Source organism: Caulobacter sp. FV1ye13L, assembly GCF_058681155.1.
The window spans coordinates 2,633,633-2,657,950 of sequence record NZ_CM178732.1; the positions used below are offsets into that span (position 1 = coordinate 2,633,633).

Genomic DNA, 24,318 nt, shown 5'->3' on the forward strand with positions numbered 1-24,318 from the left:
CTCAGCCCTTGGGTTGCAGCAGGTCCCAGCGGTTGCCGTACAGGTCCTCGAACACCGCAACGCTGCCATAGGCTTCATGGCGCGGCGCTTCGAGGAAGCGGATCCCGGCGGCGCTCATCCGGGCGTGGTCGCCGGCGAAGTCGTCGGTGTGCAGGAACAGCCAGACCCGGCCGCCGCCCTGGTCTCCGATCCGGGCGGCCTGATGGTCGTCGGCGGCCTTGGCCAGCACGAAGCGCGAGCCGCCGGGGCCGGGCGAGACGACGACCCAGCGCTTGCCCGCGCCCATGTCGGTGTCCTCGATCAGGTCGAAGCCCAGCTTGCCGACATAGAAGCCCAAGGCCTCGTCATAGTCGGCGACGAGCAGGGAGATCAGGGCGAGATGGCGGGCCATGGGCGACTCCTTGAAGCGGCGCCGTCATAGCATCGGCGATCCAGCCTTAGCATCGCTGACTCTCGGCCCCTCGGTTATGCTGGTCGCGACCCGCCGGAGATCGTCATGCCGACCCGCATCATCCTTCCCTCGACCCTTGCCCTGATCCTGACCCTCGCTGGCTCGGCCGCGATGGCCGGCGCGCCGGAAACCAGGATCACACCCGTCGCGGCGGCCGACCTGCCGCCCGCCGTTCTGGCCGTGGTGATCAAGGCCGCGCCGGGGCTGAAGGTCACCGAGGCCGAGCTGAAGGAGCGCGAGGATCGCCGCTATTTCGACGTCGAGGGCGTTTTGCCCAATGGCGCCGAGATCGAGTTCGACCTGCTGGAAAAGAACGGCGCCTGGGAGATCGTCGAGACCCAGCGCGACATCGCCTGGGCCGATGCGCCCGCCGCCGTGCGGACCGCCGCCGGCAAGGCCCAGCCCGTGCGGGTGATCGAGAGCACCCAGACCGACGGCATGGTGATCTACGAGCTGTTCGCCGCCGGTCAGCCCAAGACGCCGGCCCTCGAGGTCAGCCTGAAGGATGGCCTGGCCAAGGTGCTGGCCGAGACCTGGCCTCACTAGACCCCGTCTAGCGACCGAACAGGGTCAGCAGGTACGAGGTTCCGGAATTGGCGATGGCCAGCGACTTGATGGCCAGTTGCTGCTTGATCTGCAGCGCCTGAAGCTTGGTCGACTCCCGGGCCATGTCGGCGTCGACCAGGCGGCCGACCGAGGTGTCCAGCGTGTCCTGCAGCTTGTCGATGAAGGTCTGGTGGCTTTCCAGGGCGAAGGAGCCGGTGCCCAGGCGGGCGAGGGCGGAGGTGACGGTCTCCATCGCCGTGCTCATGGCCTTGATCTCGACGCCGGTGATCGGCGCGGCCAGCAGGTCGGCGGGCATGCCCGACAGCGCCGCGCCCGTGGTCGACAGGTCGACGTGATCGATATCGACCGTGTCACTCCCGTCAGCATTGGCCAGGGCGCGGACCTGGCCGACCGTTCCCGACGCGATCAGGTTCACGCCGCCGAACTCGGCATTGCCCACGGTTCGGTCGATCTGGCGCTTGAGCGTCAGGTAGTCGTTGTTGAGAGCGACGCGGCTGGATGTCGACAGGCTGGTGTCGGCCGCCGCCAGCATCTTTTCCTTCATCTTGCCCATCAGGTCGACGACGGTCTCGCCGGCCGACAGGGCCACGTCGGTGATCGAGCGGCCGCGCTGCAGGGAATCGCGCACGGAGTCCAGCGAGCGCGACTCGGCGCGCTGGGTCTGGGCGATGGCCCAGACGGCGGGATCATCCTTGGCGCTGGAGACGGCCAGACCGGTCGAGATGCGGCGCAGCGTGCCCGACATCTCGCGGTTGATCGCCGACAGCGACTGCAGGGCGATCATGGCGCCGGTATTGGTGTTGACGCTGTTGAGCGACATGGTCGGTGCTTCTTCCGGGGCCCGGCCGCGAGGGCCGAAGACGCGTTTTGCGCTCGGGCGACAGGATTACAGCAACAGCGTTAGCGCGCCGTTCGCGTCGGCCCGAAAATCCGGCGGGGGTCGCCTTGTCCGCCGCCGTCCAGGCCCGAGCGCTGCGACCCGAAAACCACCGGCGGAAGGGATGTTCCCGGCCGGTCACAAGCGGCCTTGCCCCAAGGGGCGCCTTGAGCCACCTTGCCGGCCCCTTCGAAAGGCCCTGCCCATGCCCCGCCCAGCGGCTGCTCCGGCGCCGCGCGGCGCCCTGATATCCGATCTGATCGAGCTGATGCGCCTGTCGGGGCCGGTGGTGCTGTCGCGCCTGGGCATCATGGTCATGGGCCTGACCGACGCCATCGTGGTCGGGCGCTTTTCCGCCGAACAGCTGGGCTTCCACGCCATGGCCTGGGCGCCGTCCTCGATCTTTGTGACCATGACCGTCGGCCTGCTGGTTGGGACCCAGGTGATGACCTCGCGGGCGATCGGGGCCGGCCGGCTGCACGATACCGGCGCGGTGCTGCGCCGGGGCCTGGTCTATGGCTTCTGGATCGGCATGGCCTCGGCCGTGTCCCTGGCCTTGCTGGGGCCGCCCCTGCTGCACGCCGTGCATCTGCCCAAGGCCCTGGCCGACGGCGCCACGGCGCCGATGATCGTCTTTTCGCTGTCCCTGCCGCTCTACGCCCTGACGGTGGTGCTGAGCTTCTGGCTGGAGGGCCTGTCGCGACCCGGGCCGGTGACCATCGCCATGTGGGTGGCCAATGGCGTCAACCTGGCGATCAACCTGCTGCTGGTGCCAGGCACCTGGGGCCTGCCGGCCATGGGCGCCGTGGGCGGGGCCTGGGCCACCTTCGTGGCGCGGCTGGCCCTGCTGATCATGCTGGCGATCTATGTCTTGCGCCTGAAGGATGCGCGGGCGCTGGGCGTGTTCGACAAGCCGGCGCCCGATCGTCCGGCCTCGATCGAGCAGCGCCGGATCGGCTATGGCGCGGGCGCGTCCAACTTCTTCGAGGTGGCCGCCTTTGCCGCCATGAGCCTGGTGGCCGGCTGGATCGGCGGGTTGTCCATCGCGGCCTGGGCGGTGGTGATCAATGTCGCTGCGGTGATCTTCATGCTGCCGCTGGGCATTTCGACGGCCACCTCGGTGCAGGTGGGCCGGGCCTTCGGATCGCGTGATCCGGCCGGCATGACCCGCGCCGGCTGGGTGGCCTTTGCGTTCACGGCGGTGGTGGGACTGGTGGCGGCGCTGCTGCTGTTCCCGCTGCGCGAATGGGTCGCCTCGGCCTATACGGCCGACCAGGAGGCCATCGCCCTGATCGCCCCGGCCCTGGCCCTGACCTGCCTGTTCCTGGCGCCAGACGCCGTGCAGGTAGTGGCGGCCCAGGCGCTGCGGGCGCGCGGCGAGGTGTGGATTCCGACCATCACCCACCTGATCAGCTACGGCGTGATCATGGGGCCGCTGGCCTGGTGGCTGGCCATTCCGCTCGGCATGGGCGTGAACGGCATCGTGTGGTCGGTGATCGTGACCAGCTTTGTCTCGATGGCGTTCCTGCTGGCGCGGTTTCGGATGCTGGATGTGAGGGATCGGGGTCTCTAGATCCTCCCCCCTTGGGGGAGGTGGCCCAAAGGGCCGGAGGGGGCTAGCGCAGCGTCACCCAGATGGCCCCCTCAGTCGCTCCGCGACAGCTCCCCCAGAGGGGGCGCATCTATCTTAGGCCCCCAGAATCCAGCCTTCTTCAGTCGCGGCCGCTTCTAGCACCTCGTCGCTCGCCTTGGGGCCGGCGAACAGCGCCGCCAGCTTGCCGGCTTCGTCCAGCTTGGCGAAGTGTTCAGCCTGGGCCCGCACCTGGGCCAGGTCCTTGACCTCGCCGGCGGCCGGCACGGCCTTGAGCAGCGAGGGATAGACCTCGGTGATCACCACCAGCACGCCTTCCAGATCAGCCTCGGTCAGGGCCTTGAAGCCGGTCTCGAACGGCCAGACCCGGGCGGCGTCGCCGCGCGCGTCCTTCAGACGGCGGGCGGCGGGGATGCCGACGATCGCCTGACCGCCGACCGAGCCGTTATAATAGAGCTTCCAGATCGAGTGCGCGCCCTTGGCGGCCTTGTCGGCATGGCGGAACTCGGCCAGGTCGCCCTCGCCATGCTCGCGCGAGCGCTTGGGCTGCAGCGTGGTCAGGGTGTCGCGGGGCGGGCAACCCCAGAACGGGAAGGGGCCGCCGGTCAGGCGGCGGTTGATCTCGGAGCCGACGCCGAAGCGGTTGTTGGTGTTGTCGGCCTTGTCCTTGACCATCTTGGCGATCTGATCCCAGACCGCGCGCCAGGGATGCTCGCCCGGCAGGCTCAGCGCCTTGGCGAAGCCGCTCGGGAAGCCCAGCGGGAAGTCAAAGCCCACCAGGGCCCGCTCGCCGCGCTTCTTGAAGTCGTCGAGAATGGCCGCCAGCTTGGTCTCGGCCTCCTGACGGGTGGCCGGGTTGAAGCTCTCGAAGGTCAGGCGAAAGCGCACGTCGCGCTTGAGCACGCCGATCCAGACGGAGTCCGCACCGGTGGTCGGCTTGGCGGCCGCGCTCCAGTCGACGATCACATAGGCGCTGAACAGACGCGACACGGCAGGCTCCGTCGAAAAGAACGAAGCCGCGCTTCTACTCCGCCCAGTCCTCAAGAGCCAGTCGCTGTTCGCGCATTGGGCGTATTAGGCGTCTCAGGCGGCGGTGCGTTCGGCGGCTTCGACCGGCGGGGCGATGCGGCCGTCGCGGGCGAACCAGCGGGCGGGAGGCTCGCAGACCGGACCCAGGGCCGCGCGGACGATGGCCGGGGGGCGGCGCTCTTCGGGGGTCATGAACAGGCCATTGGCCTTGACCCGCAGGCCGGCGACCTTGTGGGCCCCCAGCATGGTCAGGGGCACGGCCAGGATCAGGCCGGCCAGGATCGGCGCGGTGCTGGTCAGCAGGTCGGGCGTGAACCAGAACAGGGTGGCCAGGACCAGGCCGGTGACGCTGATCCAGCCCATGGCGCGGAACGCCTCGTTGCCGGTCACCTTGTCGGCGTCGCGGCGCTGGGTGGCCCAACCGCCGACCTTGCCGGCCAGGATCTCGACCAGGGCGCGGGTCTGGGTGAACATCAGCATCGGCGCGACGAGGGCCGACAGCAGCATCTCGACGCTCAGACCGGCCATGATCCGGCGACGACCGCCGAAGCCCTTGATCTCGGCGGGACGCGAGAACACCAGGATCGAGCCCAGGATCTTGGGGCCGAACAGCAGCACGAAGGTGATGATCATCGCCCAGGCGGTGGCCTGGATCTCGCTCCAGTCGATCAGGGCGTGGGCGGCCGCCTGCAGGTCGGCCATGGTGAAGGCCGCCTTCTTCAGCGAGGGCATCAGCAGGCGCGAGATCACGCCGGCCGACAGGGCCATGAACCACAGCGGCGACAGGACATAGCTGAGCACGCCGATCACCAGGTGCATGCGGCTGAGCCAGTGCAGGCCGGGCAGGGCGACCAGCGGGATGTGCTGGACATTGCCCCGGCACCAGCGGCGGTCGCGGGTGGCGAAATCGAGCAGGTTGGAGGGGCTCTCTTCGTAGGAGCCTTCCAGATAGGGCGCCAGGTGGACGCTCCAGCCGCCGCGGCGCAGCAGGGCGCTTTCCAGGGCGTCGTGGCTCATCACTTCGCCGCCGAAGGGCTTGGGGCCGTCCAGCGAGGGCAGACCGCAGGTCTCGGCGAAGGCGCGGGTGCGGACGATGGCGTTGTGGCCCCAGAACGAGCTCTCGCTGCCCGACCACCAGGCCAGACCCGTCCAGGCGACGCGGCCATACAGGCGCGTGGCGAACTGCAGGGTGCGGGCGAAGATCGTCTGGCCGTTGATCAGCATCGGCATGGTCTGGATCAGACCGGCGCCGGGGTGGCGTTCCATGGCGTCGGCCAGGCGGACCATGGCGTCGCCGGTCATCAGGCTGTCGGCGTCGAGGACCAGCATGTGCTCATAGGCGCTGCCCCAGCGGGCCACCCAGTCGGCGATGTTGCCGGCCTTGCGGCCCTTGTTTTCCTGGCGGACGCGGTAGAACACGGCCGAATTGGCCTCGCGACGGAAGCGGGCGAAGCAGGCCTGTTCGGCCAGGGCCACGGCGGCGTCGCGGGTGTCGCTGAGGATGAAGATGTCGAAGGCGCGGCTGTTGCCGGTCTCGGCCAGCGAGGCGTCCATGGCGCGCAGGCGGGCGAACACCTCGGCGGCGTCCTCGTTGTGCACGGGCATCAGGATGGCGGTGCGGGCGCGCAGCTTGGGCATCGGCTTGGCGCTGTCGATGCCCAGCGGATCCTTGGGCTTGCCCAGCAGGATCACGAAGCCGGCGACGGCGGTGCAGAACCACAGCGACAGGGCCGTGAACAGCGGGGCCAGAAGGACCAGGCAGATGAATTCCAGACGGGTGACGCCGCCCAGGGCGATGGTGTCGAAGGTGGCCTTCCAGCCGGCCACGCCCATGAAGGCGGTGGCCAGGAACACCATCCAGCGACGGGCGGCCATGCTGGCGACCACCTCGGTGGCGCGCCGCGCGCCGCCTTGCCAGATCGACAGATGCTGCACTGGCATGGCCAGCGGCGCCTCGGCGGGGATTTCCACCGTGTCGCGACGTTGAACGACCTGATCGAGGGACACGCTCGTGGACGAGCGAAGATCGAAGAGGGAAGAGCGGTCGCTCATGACGTCATGGTCTCGGTCTGTCCGGCGAGGGCCGGGCTCTCTCCGTCGCATCGCCGCATGAGGTTCGCCCTTTGCGCGGTGATGACCGTCCGCTAGGGGTTCGGTCGTCGCGGCATGTGACGGGGTCATGACGGTCAATTTCCGACGTGGAGAGCCGTCGGGACCTCTAGAGTAAAACTTCGATCACGAATTCGCTACCAGAAATCACGCTTATTTCGCAGGTGCGGGAAAAAACTTGCAATCCGCTGTGGGCGAGGGGCGGTCGCCAAAATGGGGAATTTGCACAAGCCTATGAATATAAAGATTTTATTGCCTGTTTGTGGGCTGCTTCTGGTCGCAGCCTGCGGCCCGGGACCTCTGAGCGCGACCCCTGCCAAGTCGCCCGAAACGGTCGCGCAGGCGTCGGAAACCTTGCCGGAGCACGACTCGACGGGCGTGATTTCGGCTGTGAACGGCCTGAGTCTCACGATCGATCACGACGGCGCGAGCTCGGCCGGCCTGGCCGCCGGGCGCAATGATTTCACCGGCCATGGCGATGTTCTGGCCAATGCGCCCCTGACGCCGGGATCACGGGTGGCGTTCAAGTTCCGCAAGATCGGCGGGGTGCTGGAGCTTTCGGAGCTGAAGGGGCGGTAGATCCTCCCCTCTTGGGGGAGGTGGCCCGAAGGGCCGGAGGGGGGGCAGCGCAGGCGCTTGGTCCAGATGGCTCCAAGCCCGTCCATGCCGGCGCTGCCCCCTCAGTCGCTCCGCGACTGCTCCCCCCGAGAGGGGGGAGCATCAGGCGAGCTAGCTCAGCTTGACGAGCATCTTGCCCATGTTCTCGCCGGCAAAGAGCTTGATGAAGGCGTCAGGCGCGTGCTCGACGCCCTCTTCGACGGTCTCTTTCCAGGTGATCTTGCCGGCCTTGATCCACTCGGCCATGTCCTTGGCGAAGGCCGGATAGAGGTCGTAGTGGTTGGAGACGATGAAGCCCTCCAGTCGCAGGCTCTTGCCCACGGCCTGGATGATGTTGGACGGGCCGGTCGGCTTTCCGGTCTCGTTGTATTGCGAGATCATCCCGCAAAGGGCCATGCGGGCAAACGGGCGGGCCGAATTGATCGCGGCTTCCAGATGCACGCCGCCGACATTCTCGAAATAGACGTCGATGCCCTTGGGCGCGACCTTGGCCAGTTCGGCGACCACGTCGGGCGTGGCCTTGTAGTCAATCACGTGATCGACGCCGATCGACTTGAGGAACGCGGTCTTTTCCGGGCCGCCGGCCGAGCCGATCACGGTGTGGCCCTTCAGCTTGGCGATCTGGCAGACGATGGAGCCCACGGCGCCGGCGGCGGCCGACACGAACACCACATCGCCGTCCTTCAGGGCGGCCACGCGCAGCAGGCCCGCATAGGCGGTCATGCCGGTCATGCCCAGCACGCCCAGGAAGGTCTGGGGCGGCAGGCCGTGGGTCTCGACCTTGGTCAGGGCGCCCATCGCGCCGCCGGCCGCCTTGATCGCTGCGGGCGAGATGTTGAACGCCTCGCGCCAGCCGAACATCGAGCTGACGATGTCGCCCACGGCGAAGTCGGGATCGTTGGAGATCGTCACCTCGCCGATCGCGCCGCCCTGCAGGGCCTTGCCCAGCTCGAACGGCGGCACATAGCTGGCGCGATCATACATGCGGCCGCGCATATAGGGGTCGACCGACATCCACAGGTTCTTGATCTGCACCTCGCCGGGGCCCGGCGCGGCCAGCTCGACCGAGGCCAGTTCGAAGTCGGACTTGGCGGGAACGCCTACCGGGCGGCTCTTGAGGCGGATTTCGCGCGAGACGGTCATTGGGTGTTCTCCCTGTGCGTTTCTGGTGGTGCGTTTCAAATTTAAACGCTTGTTTAGCGCGTCGCGTCGCGCGGCTCCAGTGCTTCCGGGCGAGGGCGAAGCGGTTTAGACAGCGGCCATGACCCAACCGATCCTGAAAGCTCCCGTCCTTAAAGCCGGTGTTGTCGGCGCCGGCGTCTTTGGCGGCTATCACGCCAAGAAGTATGTCGAGCTGCCCGGCGTCGAACTGGTCGCCGTGTTCGACATCGACCTGGAACGGGCCCGGGCCCTGGCCGAGCCGCTGGGCGCGACCGCCTATGACGACATGGACGCCTTCCTGGCCGTGGTCGACGTGGTCACGGTCGCCACCCCGGCTGTCCACCACGCCCGGGCGGCGCTGGCGGCGCTGAAGGCGGGCAAGCCGGTCTATTGCGAGAAGCCTCTGGCGGTGGCGCCCGAGGACGCCGACGCCTTGGTCGCTGCGGCGCTCAAGGCCGGCGTGCCCTTGGCCTGCGGACACCAGGAGCGGGTGGTGTTCCAGGCCATGGGCCTGCTGGACATTCCCGAGCAGCCGCTGCGCCTGGAAGCCGTGCGGCGCGGGACGCCGTCGGACCGCAATCTGGACGTCTCGGTGGTGCTGGACCTGATGATCCACGACATCGACCTGGCCCTGGCCCTGTGCGAAGCCCAGCCGATGACCGTGGAGGGCGAGGGGGGCATCACCCGCTCGGAATCCCTCGACTGGGTAAAGGTGGAAGCCATGTTCGAGAACGGCTTCACCGCCGTGTTCGACAGCTCGCGCGTGGCGGAGGCCCGCGAGCGGACGATGAAGGTCGTCTATCCCTCCGGCGAGGTCGAGATCGACTTCCTGGCCCGCACCTTCCGCAACACCACGCCGTTCCCGCTGATCGAGGACTTCACCGAGACCCCGGCCGGCAAGGATCCGCTGGGGCAGAGCGTCGCCGGCTTCCTGGCGGCCGTGCGCGGCGAGAGCCCGCGTCCCGTTGTGACCGGCGAAGAGGCCGCCCGGGCCCTGGATCTGGCGCTGGCCGTGGAGCAGGCGGCGGAGGGGTGAGCTCAGCCGCGTTCCGGCGGCCATTGGCGGGCAGCGTGCACAAGGGCGAGGACCCAAACAACATCGTCCGCGATTTCATAAACAAGCCGATAGCTCTCGTGAGGGACTAGCTCTCTCGTGCCGGCAATCTTTCCCAAGCGGCCCTTCTGAGGAAAGGTCGCCAAAGTTTCAGCAGCTTCGGCGAATAGCGCATCCATCCGGGCGGCGGCTCGCGGGCTGTCAGTGGCGATGTGGCCCATGATGTCGAGACGGTCGAGCCGCGCCGACGACGTCCACCGAACCTTCACGCGGCGGCCTCGTCCGCCTTTCTCAGCAGCTCAGTGCGGCGCGCGGCGAACTCGGCTTCGATCTCTTCGTCGGAGACGGTCAGGCCAGACAGCCGCTCGGCGCGGGCGATTTCCACCTTGCGACGCAGAAAGTCGTCATGGAGCCGCGCTTCACGCTGACGCTCCACGAAGTCGCGCATCAGGTCGCGGACAATCTGTGATGCGGGACGATGCGTGGCCTCGGCCTCGGCGACGAAGGCGTCGCGCAGTTGGGCCTCGAGTTTCAGGGTGAAAACGGCGTCCTTGGCCATGCGGAGCTCTCAAGCAGCGTTCTTACAACGTATATACGATCTCATTACCTCGAACAATTGAGGGCTACAGACCGGCTTGCAGGCGGCGGAGGGGTGAGCGCCTTCGACCCAAAGTAAACCGCGATAATTCTGCCGAGGTAGGGTATAATACGTATTGTGCGCTTTAATGTTGTCGTGATCGACAGGGCGCGCTCTCCACCAATATGGCTTTCGCTTCGCGAGCCTCTTGGCGTGCCTGAAAGGCCCTTGATGGCCGATAATCTGCAATTGGCGTTTCCGATCGGGTCAGAACTGGCCTTTGCTCTGATTGAATCGTCTCAGGCAGCGGCTCTGCTACTTGATGAAAGCTTGATCGTCGTCGCCGCCAGCACGTCGTTTCTGCGAGCGTTCAAGCTGGATCTGGAGTCCGTGGTCGGCCGCTCGGTCATGGAGCTTGGCGGGGGCGAGTGGGCCGTGCCGCAACTGCGCTCGCTGCTGAGAGCGACCGCATCGGGCGCCGCCGCCATCGACGCCTACGAGATGGACCTCAAAAGCCAGGGCAGCGGGATGCGTCGCCTGGTGATCCATGCGCAAAGGCTGGAGTACGGCGTCGCGGGCTCCCCGATGCGGATCCTGCTGACCGTGACCGATGTCACGGCCGCGCGAGGCATGGAAAAGCTCAAGGACGAACTTCTGCGCGACAAGGCCATCGCCTTGCAGGAAGTGCAGCATCGCGTCGCCAACAGCCTGCAGATCATCGCCAGTGTCATCCTGCAAAGCGCCCGCAACGTGCAGTCGGAGGAGAGCCGGGGCCATCTTCGCGACGCCCACAACCGGGTGATGTCGGTCGCCGCGCTTCAGCAGCAACTGGCCACGTCCCGGGTCGGCGACGTGGAACTGGCCCCCTATTTCAAGCAGCTTTGCGACAGTCTGGGCGCCTCGATGATCCAGGACCACGACAAGGTGACCCTGGTGGTGGACATCGATGACAGCGTGGTCGAGGCCAATATCTCGATCAGTCTGGGCCTGCTGGTCACCGAACTGGTGATCAACTGCCTCAAGCACGCCTTCCCGGATGGGCAGAAGGGCAAGATTGTCGTTGGCTATCAGCGCGAAGGCGCCAGTTGGACCTTGTGCGTGCGCGACGACGGCATCGGCATGCATTCCCTGAAGGGCAAGGTGAAGGCGGGTCTTGGCACCAGCATCGTCCAGGCCCTGGCCAAGCAGCTGAAGAGCGTGGTCGAGGTCACCGACAACGCCCCGGGCACCAAGGTCTCGATCATCCACAAGGCCGCAAGCCAGCTGGACGCGCCGGCGGCCGTCTAGGCGATGCCGCATGGGGTCTGATCATGCGCCGGTGCGGGCCTCGTCGCGAACCGCTCGCAATGAAATGCGCGATCAGGCCCTGATGTCCGGTAAAAACTGAGCGTCAAACCCTTCCGTCGGGCCGCCGCGTGGGCTAATCCCACCGCTCTTCATTCTAAAGGGCGCGCGTCATGACCAGGAAACCCGACGGAAGCTGGGACAAGTCCAAACTGCCGAGCCGGCACGTGACCGAAGGTCCGTCGCGGGCGCCGCACCGCTCCTATTATTACGCCATGGGTCTTGGCACCCGCGAGATCGCCCAGCCCTTCGTGGGCGTGGCCTCGTGCTGGAACGAGGCGGCCCCCTGCAACACCGCCCTGATGCGCCAGGCGCATGCGGTTTCCAAGGGCGTCAAGGCGGCCGGCGGCACGCCGCGCGAGTTCTGCACCATCACCGTCACCGACGGCATCGCCATGGGCCATGAGGGCATGCGCTCCTCGCTGGTCAGCCGCGACTGCATCGCCGACTCGGTGGAACTGACCATGCGCGGCCACGGCTATGACGCCCTGGTCGGGGTGGCCGGCTGCGACAAGAGCCTGCCGGGCATGATGATGGCCATGCTGCGCCTGAACGTGCCCAGCGTGTTCCTGTACGGCGGTTCGATCCTGCCCGGCCGCTGGCAAGGCAAGGACGTCACCGTGGTCGACGTGTTCGAAGGCGTCGGCATGCATTCGGCCGGCAAGATGACGCTGGAAGACCTGTGCGACCTGGAAACTCACGCCTGTCCGTCGGACGGCGCGTGTGGCGGCCAGTTCACCGCCAACACCATGGCCTGCGTCTCCGAAGCCATCGGCCTGGCCTTGCCGCTGTCGGCCTCGCTGCCGGCGCCCTATCTCAGCCGCGACGAATACGCCGTGGCCTCGGGCGAGGCGGTGATGCGGCTGATCGAGAGCAATCTGCGTCCGCGCGACATCTGCACCCGCAAGGCGTTCGAGAACGCCGCCGTCGTCGTGGCGGCCACCGGTGGCTCGACCAATGGCGGTCTGCACCTGCCGGCCATGGCGCACGAGTGCGGCATCTCGTTCACCCTGCGCGACGTCGCCGAGATCTTCCTGCGCACGCCCTATCTGGCCGACCTGAAGCCGGGTGGGCAGTTCGTGGCCAAGGACATGGGCGAGGCCGGCGGCATGCCGGTGCTGCTCAAGACCCTGCTGGAAGGCGGCCATATCCACGGCGACTGCATGACGGTGACCGGCAAGACCATGGCCGAGAACCTGAAAGACGTGAAATGGCGTGACGACCAGGTGGTGATCCGCCCGGTCTCCAATCCGCTGTCGCCGACCGGCGGCGTGGTGGGCCTGTGGGGCTCGCTGGCTCCGGATGGCGCCATCGTCAAGGTGGCGGGCATGACCTCGCACCGCAGCCATCGCGGCCCGGCCCGCTGCTTCGAGGGCGAGGACGCCTGTTTCGACGCCGTGGCGGCCGGCGACTATCAGGACGGCGACGTCCTGGTCATCCGCTATGAAGGCCCCAAGGGCGGCCCGGGCATGCGCGAGATGCTGTCGACCACGGCGGCGCTGGCGGGGCAGGGGCGTGGCGACAAGGTGGCCCTGGTCACCGACGGCCGCTTCTCGGGCGGCACGCGCGGCCTGTGCATCGGCCACATTGGTCCGGAAGCCCAGGCCGGTGGCCCGATCGCCTTGGTGCAGGACGGCGACATCATCACTATCGACGCCGACGCCGGGACCATCGATCTGGAAGTCGCGCCCGAGGAACTGGCTCGCCGCAAGGCCGCCTGGTCCCCGCGCAAGACCAACTACAACAGCGGCGCCATCTGGAAGTTCGCGCAACTGGTGGGCCCGGCCCATCTGGGCGCGACCACCCATCCGGGCGCTGACGGCGAGACCCACATCTACGCCGACCTTTAGAGGGCCGGGGCTTGTCCCACATGGTCTGGCCCGTCGATCCGGGGATGATCGCGCCCTTTCTGGTCGCGGTCATCCTGATCGAACTGACGCCCGGGCCCAACATGGCCTATCTGGCGGCCCTGGCGGCGGCCCATGGGCGGCGCGCCGGCCTGATGGCGGTGGCGGGCGTCACCTGCGGCCTGTCGGTCTATATGCTGGCGGCGGTGTTTGGGCTGACCGAGGTCTTCCGGCTCTATCGCCCGCTCTATGAGCTGCTGCGCTGGTCGGGCGTGGCCTATCTGCTGTGGATGGCCTGGGACGCCTGGCGCTCGGCCAGCGATGGCGAGGTCGCCGACGCGCTGACGCCCTCCCGCTGGGTGCTGTTCCGACGCGGCATGGTGGCCAATCTGCTCAATCCCAAGGCGGCGCTGTTCTACGTCACCCTGCTGCCCAGCTTCATCAAGAGCGATCATGCGCCGCCCACCACCCAGGCGCTGATCCTGGGCACGATCCATGTGGTCGTCAGCATCTGCATTCACGGGTCGATCGTGCTGGGCGCCGACCGCGCGGCCAGCGTTCTGGACCGGGCGCGCAGCCAGGTCTGGATCGCGCGCGGACTAGGCGTGGCCCTGGCGGTGGTGGCGGTGTGGATGGCCTGGGAGACGCGGCGGCGCGGCTGAAGGCGGCTAGGTTGTACCAAGCGCCGCTGAGCTCGACTCCTCGCGCTCTATATCCTCGTCACCCCGGGACTTGTTCCCGGGGCCCATTGTGCAGCCGCAGGTGCGGCGCAGAATAGAACTCTCACGAGGAAGCTGACCCATGGGCCCCGGGAACAAGTCCCGGGGTGACGGCATATTTTCAGATTTGGACCCTCTGAGGTCAGGATCAATGGCCGTTGGTATTAGTCGTCCAGATCGAACGGCAGGTCGCCCTGATCGGCCTTGGGTTCGCGCTTGGCCTTCGAGACCGGCTTGTAGGTCGGCGTCAGGGGCGGTGAGGGATCGATCTCCCACGGAGGCTCGTCCAGATCGAAGCTGGGCTCGTCGTCTTCGTCATCGGAATTGGCGGCGGCGGCGAGCACAGGCGGCGGCGGCGCGCGCTTGGGCGGCTCGGGCTCGGGTTCGGGTCTTGGCTGCGGTCGCTGGGGCTGGGGCTGGGGCTGGGGCGGCTCGGGCGGAGCCGGCGCAACGGCCGCCGGGCGTGGCGCGGGTCTCGGAGCCTGCGGACGGCGCACGATGGCCTCGCAGCGGGCCAGCCAGCGATTGGCTTCCTGCATGGCGTCGGCGGGCGAGCGGCTTTGCCGGCGCTGCTCGTCGCCCGGCGTCCACAGGTCCAGGTCAAAATCGGGATGGCGCGGATCGTCGAACACCAGGCGCAGGGTGACGGTATGCACCGATTGCGGCGCGACCTGGTCGACCGCGCGGCGGTTTTCGCCCCGGAACACCCGGCCCACCACCTGGCCGTCGACCAGCAACTCGGCGCCCATCACCTCGTCGATGCGATAGATCAGGCACCAGGCGCCGCTGTCCCAGGCCACGGCGGCCAGACCGGTCTTGAACGCAAAGCCCGCGCCGCGACCCCGGCCATGCGCCAGGATCACCACCTCGGGATCGCCCTTCAGCACATGGCGCAGGGCCCGGCGGATACGCCGGTCGTCGTCCATGAACCAGATGGCCGCGCTGCCCATGAACGTCACGGCCGAGCCGGCGATGGCGACAAACAGCAAAAGGCGGGCGAGTTCGCTCATGGGAGCCAAGGCTAACGGGAGTTCCGGATTCGCGACAGGGGGCAGAGGGGGCGGCTAGAGGTTCAGCTCGGCCACCACCGGAACGTGGTCCGACGGCTTTTCCTTGTCGCGCTCGTCGCGATGGATGACCACATCCATCAGCCGGTCGCTGGCCTGGGGCGACAGCAGCAGGTGGTCGATGCGAATGCCCAGGTTTCGCGGCCAGGCGCCGGCCTGATAGTCCCAGAAGGTGTAGCCGCCCGGCGCGCCGTCAGCCTGCATATAGGCGTCGGTGAAGCCCAGGTTCTTCAGGGCCCGGAAGGCGGCGCGGCTTTCGGGCTGGAACAGAGCGTCGCCGGTCCAGGCGTCGGGATTGGCCACGTCCTCGACCTCGGGAATGACATTGTAGTCGCCCAGGATGACCAGGGGCTCCTCCAGCGCCAGCAGGGCCTTGGCGTGGCTGTGCAGGCGGCGCATCCAGGCCAGCTTGTAGTCGAACTTCTCGGTGCCGATCGGATTGCCGTTGGGCAGATAGATGCCGCAGACCCGCACCGGCGTGGGCGCGGCGATCACGGCCTCGATATAGCGGGCCTGCTCGTCGGTTTCGTCGTCGCTCAGGAACGGCAGACCGCGCCGGACGTCCTCCAGCGGGAACTTCGACAGCAGGGCGACGCCATTATAGGTCTTCTGGCCGTGGACGGCGACATTATAGCCAAGTCTTTCAAAGGCTTCGGTCGGAAATTTCTCGTCGATGCACTTGATTTCCTGCAGTACGGCGACGTCTGGGGCCTGCGCTTCGAACCAGGCCAGCACCCCTTCGAGGCGAGCATTCACAGAATTCACGTTCCAGGTGGCGATACGCATTGACGGCTCCGAGAGGCGCGGGGAGGCTAGGGCGCATGACGACCACGCTCAAGCCGGGCTTCAAGATTTCAGACAAGGGACAGCAGGCGCTGCTGATCCTGGTTTCGCTTGTCTGGGGTGTGGCGGCGGTGATCGGGGCCATACTGGCGGTGTTCTCGCCGCTTGTCTTCGATGGTCCGGGCAATCTGAGGAACCCGGTGGTGTGGCTGGGCTTCGTGCTGGGCGCCCTGTTCTGGGCGGTCTGCATGCTGGCGCCGCTGGTCGGCTGGATGCAGTGGCGCAAGGGCAAGCGCACCGAGGCCTGGGCGGCCATGGCCGCGCCGGCGGCCTGGGGCGCGCTGACCGTGACGGTTCTGCAGTTCGTTCCGACCTAGGCCCTAGATCGAGAAGCTGACGCCGCAGCCGCAGCTGGACTTGGCGTTGGGGTTGCGCACCTTGAACTCCGCGCCGGCCAGTTCGTCGACGAAATCGATCTCCGAGCCCTTCAGCAGGGCCAGCGAGATGACGTCGACCAGGGCCGCGGCGCCGTCGCGCTCGATCTTCAGGTCGTCGGCCTCGATGGCCTCGACCAGGTCGAAACGATACTGGAAGCCCGAGCATCCGCCGCCATCCACCGCGACGCGCAGCATAACGGGACGCCCCTCGGCCTGTCCGATGGCGTGAATGCGACGCGCGGCGTTGGGGGAAAGCGTTACGGTTGTGTCGGTCATGGCTGTGGAAAACTCATCCTTGACCTATATGAGGATATCAACGCCCCAACGGAAGGGGTGAAAATCCCGATGTGGTCCAAGAGCGGTTCATGACATCTTCTCCCTACCTTGTCGCGCGCGCCCCCTATGCCGAGGATCCGGCCAAATCGCGCGGACGCCGGTTCAAGGAAGAGGAGAGCCGCACCCGCACGCCCTTCGCCCGCGACCGCGACCGGATCATCCACACCTCGGCCTTTCGCCGGCTGAAGGAAAAGACCCAGGTCTTCGTGGCGCACGAGGGTGACAATTTCCGCACCCGCCTGACCCATTCGCTGGAAGTGGCCCAGGTGGCGCGCTCGCTGGCCACGGCCCTGGGGCTGGACTCCGACCTGGCCGAGACCATCGCCCTGGGCCACGACATCGGCCACCCGCCATTCGGCCACGCCGGCGAGGACGAGCTGCAGGACAAGATGAAGCCGTATGGCGGCTTCGACCACAACGTCCAGACCTTCCGGGTGGTGACCGAGCTGGAGCACCGCTATCCCGACTTCCTGGGCCTGAACCTGACCTGGGAAACCCTGGAAGGCATCATCAAGCACAATGGCCCGGTGACCGAAAAGCTGGGCAAGCCGTCCTGGAAGGCCATCTCCAAGTACGACAACGACTACAATCTGGGCCTGGGCACCTGGGCGTCGGCCGAGGCCCAGGTGGCGGCCCTGGCTGACGACATCGCCTACAACAACCACGACGTCGATGACGGCGTGGAAGCGGGTCTGTTTGGCCTGGACGAACTGCTGGACGTGCCGCTGATCGGGCCGATCCTGTTTGCCGTAAAGAGCGAGCGCCCGGATCTGGACGCCCGCCTGACCCGCCTTGAGGCCGTGCGCCGCATGATCGGGGCCATGGTCGATGACGTGATGGGCGAGACCCTGCAGCGCGCCGCCGCCACCGGCGTCCAGTCCGCCGATGCGGTGAGGGCGCTGGACCACGCCCTGGTCGCCTTCTCGCCGGACATGGCCGAGGACCTGGCCCGTCTGCGCCAGTTCCTGCACGCCCGCATGTACCGCCACTGGCGCGTCAACCGCACCCGCAGCCAGGCGCGGCGCATTCTGGCCGAGATGTTCACCTTGTTTCTGGCCGAGCCGGACGTCTTGCCGTCGGTCTGGTTCGAGAAGTCGCAGAACCGCGATGAGGCCGGGCGCGCGCGGGTGGTCTGCGACTATATCGCAGGCATGACCGACCGCTTCGCCATCGAGGAACACAGGAAGCTGTTCCAGCTCGACGTCTGGAACTAGGCTCCGGGCGCAGACTGCTCCCAGCTTTTTGGGGAGCCAAGGGCGTTTCCTTGCCACTGTGATGGCGCAGGCGGTTATGGCTGGCCTGTCCCTTCGGTAAACTATGTTCGCGCACGTGTGATTCGGCGGTCCGACCCGCGTGCGTTGTAGTCTGGAGCCTAATCGCGATGTCCGATCCCCACCGCGGCGCCTATACGCCGCCGACCGATGCGCCGCTGTCGTTCGATGCGCGTCAGCCGGTGCGCGGTTCCCGCCCGCTGCCCATGACCCTGATCATCAGCGCCGTGGTGCTGATGACGCTGGTTGTGGCGGTGGTGATGATCTATCGCGGCGGCGTTCGCGGTCCCAATGAGCCGCCGCGCACGGTCGGTTCCCAGGTTGCCGAGATGAAGACCGCGCCGCCGGCCGGCAGCCAGCCGTCCGATCCGGCCTCGGGCCTGCAGATCTACAAGAACGAGGAAAGCCAGCCCTCGCCGACCTATGCCGCCCAGCCGGAGGCGCCGCTGCCGCGCCCGACCGCGCCGGTCGACGCCAAGCCGATCACCACCGTCGCCCCGCCTGCGGCCGCCAAGCCGGCCCCGGCTCCGACGATCGAGGCCCTGGCCACCGCCGCCATCGCGCCCGCGCCCAAGCCCGTCGCCGCCAAGCCGGTGGTGGTCGCCTCCGCCGCGCCCAAGCCGGTCAGCTCGGCCAGCGGCGTGGCCATGGTGCAGATCGGCGCCCTGTCTTCGCCGGCCCTGGCTGACAAGGCCTGGAACGACGCCGCCCGCCTGGCCCCCGGCCTGGCCGCCGGCAAGGGCAAGAAGGTCGAGGCGATCGACAAGAACGGCACGACGCTCTACCGCACCTCGGTAACGGGCTTTTCCAGCCGCGAGTCCGCCAAGGCGTTCTGCGAGGCGATCTCGGCCGCGGGCAAGTCCTGCTTCGTGAAGTAGGAACCAGCGCTTGAGCACCTCCGCCGCGATCCTCGGCTGCGCCGGGACTACTCTGACGGCCGAAGAAGTCGCCTTCTTCCGGGATGTGAAGCCCTGGGGCTTCATCCTGTTCAAGCGCAACATCGCCGATCCCGAGCAGGTGCGGGCCCTGACCGCCGCCCTGCGCGACACGGTCGGCCGGCCCGATGCGCCCATCCTGATCGACCAGGAGGGCGGCCGCGTCGCCCGCCTGCAGCCGCCACACTGGAAGACCTATCCGCCCGGCCGCGCCTATGGCGAGCTGGTGGCTAACGATCCCCTGGTGGCTCGCGAGATCACCCGCCTGGGCGCGCGCCTGATCGCCCATGACCTGCGGGCCATCGGCGTCAATGTCGACTGCGTGCCGGTGCTGGACGTGCCCGACCCGCTGGGCCACGAGATCATCGGCGACCGCGCCTATGGCGACACGCCCGAGCAGGTGGCCACCCTGGGCCGCGCCGCCGCCGAAGGCCTGCTGGCCGGCGGCGTGCTGCCGATCATCAAGCACATTCCCGGCCACGGCCGCGCCCTGAGCGACAGCCATCTGGAGCTGCCGGTCGTGAAGGCCAAGCTGGCCGAGCTGGACGCCCGCGATTTCGCGCCGTTCCGCGTGCTGTCCGACATGCCGATGGCGATGACCGCTCACGTCGTCTACACGGCCATCGACCGCAAGCGCCCGGCCACCACGTCGAAAAAGGCCATCAAGAAGATCATCCGCGAATCCCTGGGCTTTGACGGCCTGCTGATGAGCGACGACCTGTCGATGAAGGCTCTGTCGGGCGACTTCAGGCAGCGGGCCAAGGACAGTCTGTCGGCCGGCTGCGACGTGGTCCTGCACTGCAATGGCGACATGGCCGAGATGAAGGCCGTGATGTCCGGCGTCGGGGCCCTGTCCAAGGAAGCCCGCCGCCGCTCGCAGGCGGTGATGAGCCGGCTGGTCAAGGTGGTCGAACCGCTGGACGTCGCCGAGGCCCGGGCCCGGTTTGACGCCGCCTTCAACAACACTTCCTATTCGGGCAGCTTTGCGTGACGACGGGCTTCCAGCCCACGCTCGACTTCGAGGCCGCCGACGCGGCGGCGGAAGACGGCGCGGCGCTGGTCATCGACATCGACGGCTATGAAGGTCCGCTGCATGTGCTGCTGGCCCTGGCGCGCCGCCAGAAGGTCGACCTCTTGCAGCTGTCGATCACCAAGCTGGCCGAGCAGTATCTGGCCTTTGTTCAGCAGGCGCGTCGCGTGCGGTTTTCGCTGGCCGCCGACTATCTGGTGATGGCCGCCTGGCTGGCCTATCTGAAATCGCGCCTGCTGCTGCCCAAGCCTGAACGCGCCAAGGGCGAGGAGCCTCCGGCCGAGGAGATGGCTGCTCAGCTGGCCTTCCGCCTGGCCAAGCTGGACGTCATGCGCCAGGCCGTCGAAGCCCTCAAGGCGCGCCCGCTGCTGAAGCGCGAGGTGTTCATGCGCGGCGATCCCGAAGCGGTGAAGATCGTCTCGTCGACCCGGCTGGAGGGTGATCTCTACAGCCTGATGAGCGCCTACATCACCCAGCGCAAACGCGAGCACAGCCGCCACTACGCGCCGCGTCCGCCCACCGCCTATCCGCTGGAAGACGCCCGCGACCGGTTGCGCACCCTGCTGCCGCGCATGGACGACTGGACCACCCTGACCACCGTGGCGCCCGTCGAGCGCGCTCTGGAAGAAGACGACGGCCCGTCGCCGGCCTCTTACATGGCCTCGACCCTGGCGGCCTCGCTGGAACTGGTGAAGGAAGGGGTGCTGGAGGCGCGGCAGATGGAGGCGTTCTCGGAGCTCTATCTGCGGGCGCGGACGCAGCCGCTGGAGGACGTCGAGTGAGGTCCTCTTCTCAATTCAGTTTTTATCCTTGTCATCCCGGCCGCAGCGAAGCGGAGAGCCGGGACCCAGGGGCAGCCACACTGCGTTGGCCCCTGGGTCCCGGACAGCCTCTGCGAGGCTTCCGGGATGACAAGATTTTTGATGTCTTCAGTTCATGATCATCGACCCCCTGTTCACCGAGCGCTGCATTGAGGCGCTGCTGTTCGCCGCCGCCGAGCCGCTGAGCGATGTCGACCTGGCCAAGCGCCTGCCCGAGGGCTGCGATATCCAGGCCGGGATCGCCGCTCTGCGCCTCCGCTACGAGGGCCAGGGGATCGAACTGGTCTGCGTGGCCAACCGCTGGCGCTTTCAGACCGCGACCGACCTGGCCTTCCTGATGACGGAGGAACGCGAGGAGCCGCGCCGACTGTCGAAGGCCGCTCAGGAGACCCTGGCGATCATCGCCTATCACCAGCCCGTCACCCGGGCCGAGATCGAGGCCGTGCGCGGCGTCCAGGCCAGCCGGGGCACCATCGACGTGCTGCTGGAGCTTGGGCTGGTGCGGATGCGCGGCCGCCGCCGCTCGCCGGGCCGGCCGGTGACCTTCGGCACCACCGACGCCTTTCTCGAGCACTATGGCCTGGCCGCCCTGTCGGACCTGCCGGGCGTCACCGAGATGAAGGCCGCCGGCCTGCTGGAGATGAACCTGCCGCCGGGATTCTCGGTGCCCGACCCGCTGGGCCTGCGTCCGGGGGAGGACGAGGATCCGCTGGAGGACGGCGACGAGGCGCCGGAATTTGCTCAGGATTTCCTGGGGGAGATGGAGAAGGGGTGAAGGTAGGGGAGGGGCGCCTCCTCTCTTCTTCCCGTCATTCCCGCCCTCGTGGCGGGAACCCCTCGATGGACCGCAGGTGCGGATGTGTGGCGCGCTGGCGCGCTGGCGCGCCAGTGCGCTTCAGGTGTCAGCTGAACCAGGGGTTCCCGCCACAAGGGCGGGAATGACGGAGGTTGTGAGTGGGGCAAGCCGGATAGGCTTGGCTCGCCGCCTCGCGAACGCCTATATTGCCTGAGAGATTGTAACGACACGCCGCAGCGGCTAATGGGCCGCTGTCGCAAGGAGCATGATTGCTATGGGTAGCATGAGCTGGATTCACTGGGTGATCGTGCTTGGGGTCATCGCCCTGCTGTTCGGCGGCCGAGGCAAGCTGTCGGGAATCATGGGCGACGCCGCCAAGGGCATTCGCGCGTTCAAGGACGGCCTGAAGGACGACTCCAGCAGCGAGAGCGCTGACAGCAAGGCCACGGGCGCCCTGCCGCGCACCGAAGCCGAAAAAGAAAAGTCGTAAGAACCCTCGGGCGCGCGGGCGAACCCGTTGCGCGCGTCCCTTCCACTTCGCGACGGCGGACCCAGGTCCGCGTCGTTCTAAGGCGCGTCCATGCTTCCTGATATCGGCGGCACAGAACTTCTGGTCATCGCCGCGGTCGCTCTGATCGTGGTCGGGCCGAAGGATCTCCCCATGCTGCTGCGCAAGCTTGGCCAGTTCATCGGCAAGATGCGCGGCATGGCGTCTGAATTCCGCGCCAGCTTCGACGAAATGGCCCGCCAGTCCGAGCTCGACGACCTGCGCAAGGAAGTCGAGGCCATGCGCTCGGGCCAGTACGCCTCGCCGCTGCGCGACGCCGCCGATCAGGCCAAGGACGTCGGGGTGGATCAGGTGTTCGCCGACATCGACGCCAGTCTGAGCAGCGGAACGGTGCAGGCTCACCCCTATGCGGGCTACCAGCCCCATGGCGCAGCGGTCGAGCCATCGATCCTGCCGCCGGAGACCGAGATCAAGCCCGTCGTCGCCAAGCCCCGCAAGCCGCGCGTCGCCAAGGCGCCGGCCGTGATTGAACCCGCTGTCTCCAAGGCCCCCGCCCGCAAGCGCGCCGCCAAGACTGAGATCGCCGTCGAAGCGCCCAAGGCCGCCCGCGCCCCGCGCACCAAGGCCGCCAAGGCCGGCGGCTCGACCGCCTCGGATATCGTCTCGTGACGGACTCCATCGGACACGAACCCGAGGACGAGATCGAAGCCTCGCGCGCCCCGCTGCTCGATCACCTGGTCGAACTGCGCATGCGGCTGATCATCTGCGTGGTGGCGCTGTTCGTCGGGTTCGGCGTGTGCTTCGCCTTCGCCGACAAGATCTTCCTGTTCCTGGTCAATCCGTTCACCGTCGCCCAGCAGCTGCTCAGCGTGCAGCACGCCGGCGGCAGCCATGGTCCGTTCGACCTGCTGCTGGCCCTGGTGGGCCTCAAGGACATTCCGACGGGTGAAACCAAGGCCCTGGGCCTGGTCTATACGGCGGCGCTGGAGTTCTTCTTCACCAAGCTGAAGCTGGCCGGTTTCGGCGCCGTGGTCCTGACCTTCCCGGTCCTGGCCTGGCAGCTCTATCGCTTCGTCGCGCCGGGCCTCTACAAGAACGAGCGCGGCGCCTTCCTGCCGTTCCTGCTGGCTTCGCCGGTGATGTTCTTCCTGGGCGCGGCGCTGGTCTATTATGTGATGCTGCCGTTCGTGCTGTGGTTCTCGCTGAGCCAGCAGGTCTCGACGGTGGGCATCACCATCCAGCTTCTGCCCAAGGTCAGCGACTATCTGACCCTGGTGACCTCGCTGCTGCTGGCCTTCGGGCTTTGTTTCCAGCTGCCGGTGGTGGTGTCGCTGCTGGGCCTGGCCGGCATCCTGTCCAGCAAGCTGCTGCGCGAGGGCCGCCGCTACGCCATTGTCGGGGTGTTCATCGCCGCCGCCATCCTCACCCCGCCCGATCCGATCAGTCAGCTGACCTTGGCCATCCCGATGTGCCTGCTCTACGAAATCAGCATCTGGTGCGTGTGGCTGATCGAACGCGGCAAGGCCAAGGACGACAACAAGCGCAACGAGATCGTGGCGGTCTGACGCTCTCTGCCCATAGCCGCCCTTCGGGTCGCCGAGGAGGGCGGAGTCGGGGGAACAAAAAAGCCTCCGCCCCGGAAAGGGAGCGGAGGCTTCTTGTCTTTCAGCGACCCTGCGAGGGCCGCTCGTGCGTAAGGCTTACAGCGAAGCCTGTTGCTTGGGCTGAGCGCCCATGGCCTGCAGTTGAGCCTTGGCGGCGCGGACGGAGCCGCCGACGCAGGCCTGATATTCGTTGCGGTTGGCAAAGTCGGTCGAGGCCTTGCACACGGCTTCGGCGGCGGCCTTGATCTCGGCGTGGATCTGGTCGGTCGACTTGCCCTTCAGCGACACGCGCACGATGGTCACGGCTTCCTGACGGGTGGCGGCCTTCGAGGCGCCCGGACGAGCCTTCATGATCGCGGCCAGCTGACGGTTGGCGTCAAAGGTTGCGCTTTCGAGGCAGCTGGCGAGCGCATTGGCCTTCTCGTTGGCGCAGACGGCCTGGGCGGCGGTCTTGATCTCATCATTGATCTGGACGCTGGTCTTGCCGGCGAGCGAGACGCGAACCAGGTTGGCGGCGCTGGCGGGGGCGGCGAATGCGACCGAGACGGTGACGATGGCGGCGAGAGCGGCAAATTTCTTCAAGGTGTACATCCTGTATATTGAGGGAAGGAAACGCGGTTCTGCGTACTTGGCGCTCTGTTTTTCATCTTTGCCCTAATTCCGAGTTCAAAAACAACGTTAACGGACGTTATCGAATTCCCATATTCAAGGTTTGTCTTCGAAATAAACCCCATTCCTGCTTATGTTTTGGGATTTGATTCAATCTATGCTTCAGGGAAGGCTATC

The 24,318-nt window shown here is 67.2% G+C and carries 27 protein-coding genes; 16 read left to right on the forward strand and 11 right to left on the reverse strand.

The window, feature by feature from the left end; translation table 11 throughout:
- Position 1: 1 nt before the first annotated feature.
- On the reverse strand, positions 2-391 hold the full coding sequence (locus ACW176_RS12690; RefSeq protein ID WP_492109385.1) for a VOC family protein: 390 nt from the start codon (positions 389-391) through the stop codon (positions 2-4).
- Positions 392-562: 171 nt separating this feature from the next.
- Here ACW176_RS12690 and ACW176_RS12695 point away from each other — a divergent pair, with 171 nt between their 5' ends.
- Positions 563-997, forward strand: coding sequence for a hypothetical protein (locus ACW176_RS12695; protein WP_492111928.1), 435 nt, complete (start codon positions 563-565; stop codon positions 995-997).
- 7 nt (positions 998-1,004) lie between these two features.
- On the opposite strand, the gene ACW176_RS12700 is transcribed toward ACW176_RS12695, so the two are convergent.
- Positions 1,005-1,838: a flagellin gene (locus tag ACW176_RS12700; protein WP_492109386.1), complete on the reverse strand. Its 834-nt coding sequence runs from the start codon at positions 1,836-1,838 to the stop codon at positions 1,005-1,007.
- A gap of 262 nt (positions 1,839-2,100) precedes the next feature.
- On the opposite strand from ACW176_RS12700, the gene ACW176_RS12705 reads away from it, so the two are divergent.
- The gene (locus tag ACW176_RS12705) at positions 2,101-3,468 is read left to right on the forward strand and encodes an MATE family efflux transporter (RefSeq protein ID WP_492109387.1); all 1,368 of its coding nucleotides are present in this window, start codon (positions 2,101-2,103) and stop codon (positions 3,466-3,468) included.
- A 114-nt stretch (positions 3,469-3,582) separates the two neighbouring features.
- On the opposite strand, the gene ACW176_RS12710 is transcribed toward ACW176_RS12705, so the two are convergent.
- Both ACW176_RS12710 and mdoH read right to left on the reverse strand, forming a co-directional pair.
- On the reverse strand, positions 3,583-4,476 hold the full coding sequence (locus ACW176_RS12710; protein ID WP_419317531.1) for a cobalamin biosynthesis protein CbiG: 894 nt from the start codon (positions 4,474-4,476) through the stop codon (positions 3,583-3,585).
- A 93-nt stretch (positions 4,477-4,569) separates the two neighbouring features.
- Complete coding sequence (mdoH, locus tag ACW176_RS12715; RefSeq protein ID WP_492109388.1) at positions 4,570-6,567, reverse strand: glucans biosynthesis glucosyltransferase MdoH; 1,998 nt, start codon at positions 6,565-6,567, stop codon at positions 4,570-4,572.
- A gap of 411 nt (positions 6,568-6,978) precedes the next feature.
- Here mdoH and ACW176_RS12720 point away from each other — a divergent pair, with 411 nt between their 5' ends.
- On the forward strand, positions 6,979-7,203 hold the full coding sequence (locus ACW176_RS12720) for a copper-binding protein (RefSeq protein WP_492109389.1): 225 nt from the start codon (positions 6,979-6,981) through the stop codon (positions 7,201-7,203).
- Between the two features lie 150 nt (positions 7,204-7,353).
- Here ACW176_RS12720 and ACW176_RS12725 read toward each other — a convergent pair whose 3' ends face one another.
- Positions 7,354-8,385 carry an NADP-dependent oxidoreductase gene (locus ACW176_RS12725; protein WP_492109390.1) on the reverse strand — a complete coding sequence of 344 codons (1,032 nt, stop codon included), beginning with the start codon at positions 8,383-8,385 and terminating at the stop codon, positions 7,354-7,356.
- A gap of 118 nt (positions 8,386-8,503) precedes the next feature.
- Between ACW176_RS12725 and ACW176_RS12730 the strand changes: the two genes are divergently transcribed.
- Positions 8,504-9,439 (forward strand): Gfo/Idh/MocA family protein, encoded by a 936-nt coding sequence (locus tag ACW176_RS12730; protein WP_492109391.1) that lies wholly within the window; start codon positions 8,504-8,506, stop codon positions 9,437-9,439.
- A 2-nt stretch (positions 9,440-9,441) separates the two neighbouring features.
- Here the strand turns inward: ACW176_RS12730 and ACW176_RS12735 are convergent, their stop codons facing one another.
- Positions 9,442-9,726 carry a type II toxin-antitoxin system RelE/ParE family toxin gene (locus ACW176_RS12735; protein ID WP_419317526.1) on the reverse strand — a complete coding sequence of 95 codons (285 nt, stop codon included), beginning with the start codon at positions 9,724-9,726 and terminating at the stop codon, positions 9,442-9,444.
- Positions 9,723-10,016 (reverse strand): antitoxin of toxin-antitoxin stability system, encoded by a 294-nt coding sequence (locus ACW176_RS12740; RefSeq protein WP_419317525.1) that lies wholly within the window; start codon positions 10,014-10,016, stop codon positions 9,723-9,725. The genes ACW176_RS12735 and ACW176_RS12740 overlap by 4 nt, the downstream gene beginning before the upstream one ends.
- Positions 10,017-10,265: 249 nt before the next feature.
- Between ACW176_RS12740 and ACW176_RS12745 the strand changes: the two genes are divergently transcribed.
- The 3 genes from ACW176_RS12745 to ACW176_RS12755 all read left to right on the forward strand — a co-directional run bounded on the left by ACW176_RS12745 (position 10,266) and on the right by ACW176_RS12755 (position 13,887).
- Entirely contained in the window at positions 10,266-11,321 is a 1,056-nt protein-coding gene (locus ACW176_RS12745; RefSeq protein ID WP_492109392.1) for a sensor histidine kinase, read from the forward strand.
- 170 nt (positions 11,322-11,491) lie between these two features.
- Entirely contained in the window at positions 11,492-13,228 is a 1,737-nt protein-coding gene (gene ilvD / locus ACW176_RS12750) for a dihydroxy-acid dehydratase (protein WP_492109393.1), read from the forward strand.
- A gap of 20 nt (positions 13,229-13,248) precedes the next feature.
- Complete coding sequence (locus ACW176_RS12755) at positions 13,249-13,887, forward strand: LysE family translocator (RefSeq protein WP_492111929.1); 639 nt, start codon at positions 13,249-13,251, stop codon at positions 13,885-13,887.
- Positions 13,888-14,108: 221 nt separating this feature from the next.
- On the opposite strand, the gene ACW176_RS12760 is transcribed toward ACW176_RS12755, so the two are convergent.
- Positions 14,109-14,954 (reverse strand): hypothetical protein, encoded by an 846-nt coding sequence (locus ACW176_RS12760; RefSeq protein ID WP_492109394.1) that lies wholly within the window; start codon positions 14,952-14,954, stop codon positions 14,109-14,111.
- 54 nt (positions 14,955-15,008) lie between these two features.
- A complete protein-coding gene (gene xth, locus ACW176_RS12765; RefSeq protein ID WP_492109395.1) occupies positions 15,009-15,797 on the reverse strand; it encodes an exodeoxyribonuclease III in 789 nt (262 codons plus the stop codon).
- A 35-nt stretch (positions 15,798-15,832) separates the two neighbouring features.
- Here xth and ACW176_RS12770 point away from each other — a divergent pair, with 35 nt between their 5' ends.
- Positions 15,833-16,171, forward strand: coding sequence for a hypothetical protein (locus tag ACW176_RS12770; protein ID WP_419317519.1), 339 nt, complete (start codon positions 15,833-15,835; stop codon positions 16,169-16,171).
- A gap of 3 nt (positions 16,172-16,174) precedes the next feature.
- On the opposite strand, the gene erpA is transcribed toward ACW176_RS12770, so the two are convergent.
- Positions 16,175-16,507, reverse strand: a complete 333-nt coding sequence (gene erpA, locus ACW176_RS12775; protein WP_419317518.1) for an iron-sulfur cluster insertion protein ErpA — start codon at positions 16,505-16,507, stop codon at positions 16,175-16,177.
- Between the two features lie 89 nt (positions 16,508-16,596).
- Here erpA and ACW176_RS12780 point away from each other — a divergent pair, with 89 nt between their 5' ends.
- The 8 genes from ACW176_RS12780 to tatC all read left to right on the forward strand — a co-directional run bounded on the left by ACW176_RS12780 (position 16,597) and on the right by tatC (position 23,493).
- A complete protein-coding gene (locus tag ACW176_RS12780; RefSeq protein WP_419317517.1) occupies positions 16,597-17,781 on the forward strand; it encodes a deoxyguanosinetriphosphate triphosphohydrolase in 1,185 nt (394 codons plus the stop codon).
- Positions 17,782-17,948: 167 nt separating this feature from the next.
- Complete coding sequence (gene ftsN, locus ACW176_RS12785) at positions 17,949-18,716, forward strand: cell division protein FtsN (protein ID WP_492109396.1); 768 nt, start codon at positions 17,949-17,951, stop codon at positions 18,714-18,716.
- Positions 18,717-18,726: 10 nt separating this feature from the next.
- Positions 18,727-19,764, forward strand: coding sequence for a beta-N-acetylhexosaminidase (gene nagZ, locus ACW176_RS12790; RefSeq protein WP_492109397.1), 1,038 nt, complete (start codon positions 18,727-18,729; stop codon positions 19,762-19,764).
- Positions 19,761-20,585 carry a segregation and condensation protein A gene (locus ACW176_RS12795; protein WP_492109398.1) on the forward strand — a complete coding sequence of 275 codons (825 nt, stop codon included), beginning with the start codon at positions 19,761-19,763 and terminating at the stop codon, positions 20,583-20,585. The genes nagZ and ACW176_RS12795 overlap by 4 nt, the downstream gene beginning before the upstream one ends.
- A 154-nt stretch (positions 20,586-20,739) precedes the next feature.
- Positions 20,740-21,399, forward strand: a complete 660-nt coding sequence (scpB, locus tag ACW176_RS12800) for an SMC-Scp complex subunit ScpB (RefSeq protein WP_492109399.1) — start codon at positions 20,740-20,742, stop codon at positions 21,397-21,399.
- A 295-nt stretch (positions 21,400-21,694) separates the two neighbouring features.
- Positions 21,695-21,910, forward strand: a complete 216-nt coding sequence (gene tatA, locus ACW176_RS12805; RefSeq protein WP_419254917.1) for a twin-arginine translocase TatA/TatE family subunit — start codon at positions 21,695-21,697, stop codon at positions 21,908-21,910.
- Between the two features lie 90 nt (positions 21,911-22,000).
- Positions 22,001-22,597, forward strand: a complete 597-nt coding sequence (tatB, locus tag ACW176_RS12810) for a Sec-independent protein translocase protein TatB (RefSeq protein WP_492109400.1) — start codon at positions 22,001-22,003, stop codon at positions 22,595-22,597.
- Positions 22,594-23,493, forward strand: coding sequence for a twin-arginine translocase subunit TatC (gene tatC, locus ACW176_RS12815; protein ID WP_492057662.1), 900 nt, complete (start codon positions 22,594-22,596; stop codon positions 23,491-23,493). The genes tatB and tatC overlap by 4 nt, the downstream gene beginning before the upstream one ends.
- Before the next feature lie 135 nt (positions 23,494-23,628).
- Here tatC and ACW176_RS12820 read toward each other — a convergent pair whose 3' ends face one another.
- Complete coding sequence (locus ACW176_RS12820; protein ID WP_492109401.1) at positions 23,629-24,123, reverse strand: hypothetical protein; 495 nt, start codon at positions 24,121-24,123, stop codon at positions 23,629-23,631.
- Between the last annotated feature and the right edge of the window lie 195 nt (positions 24,124-24,318).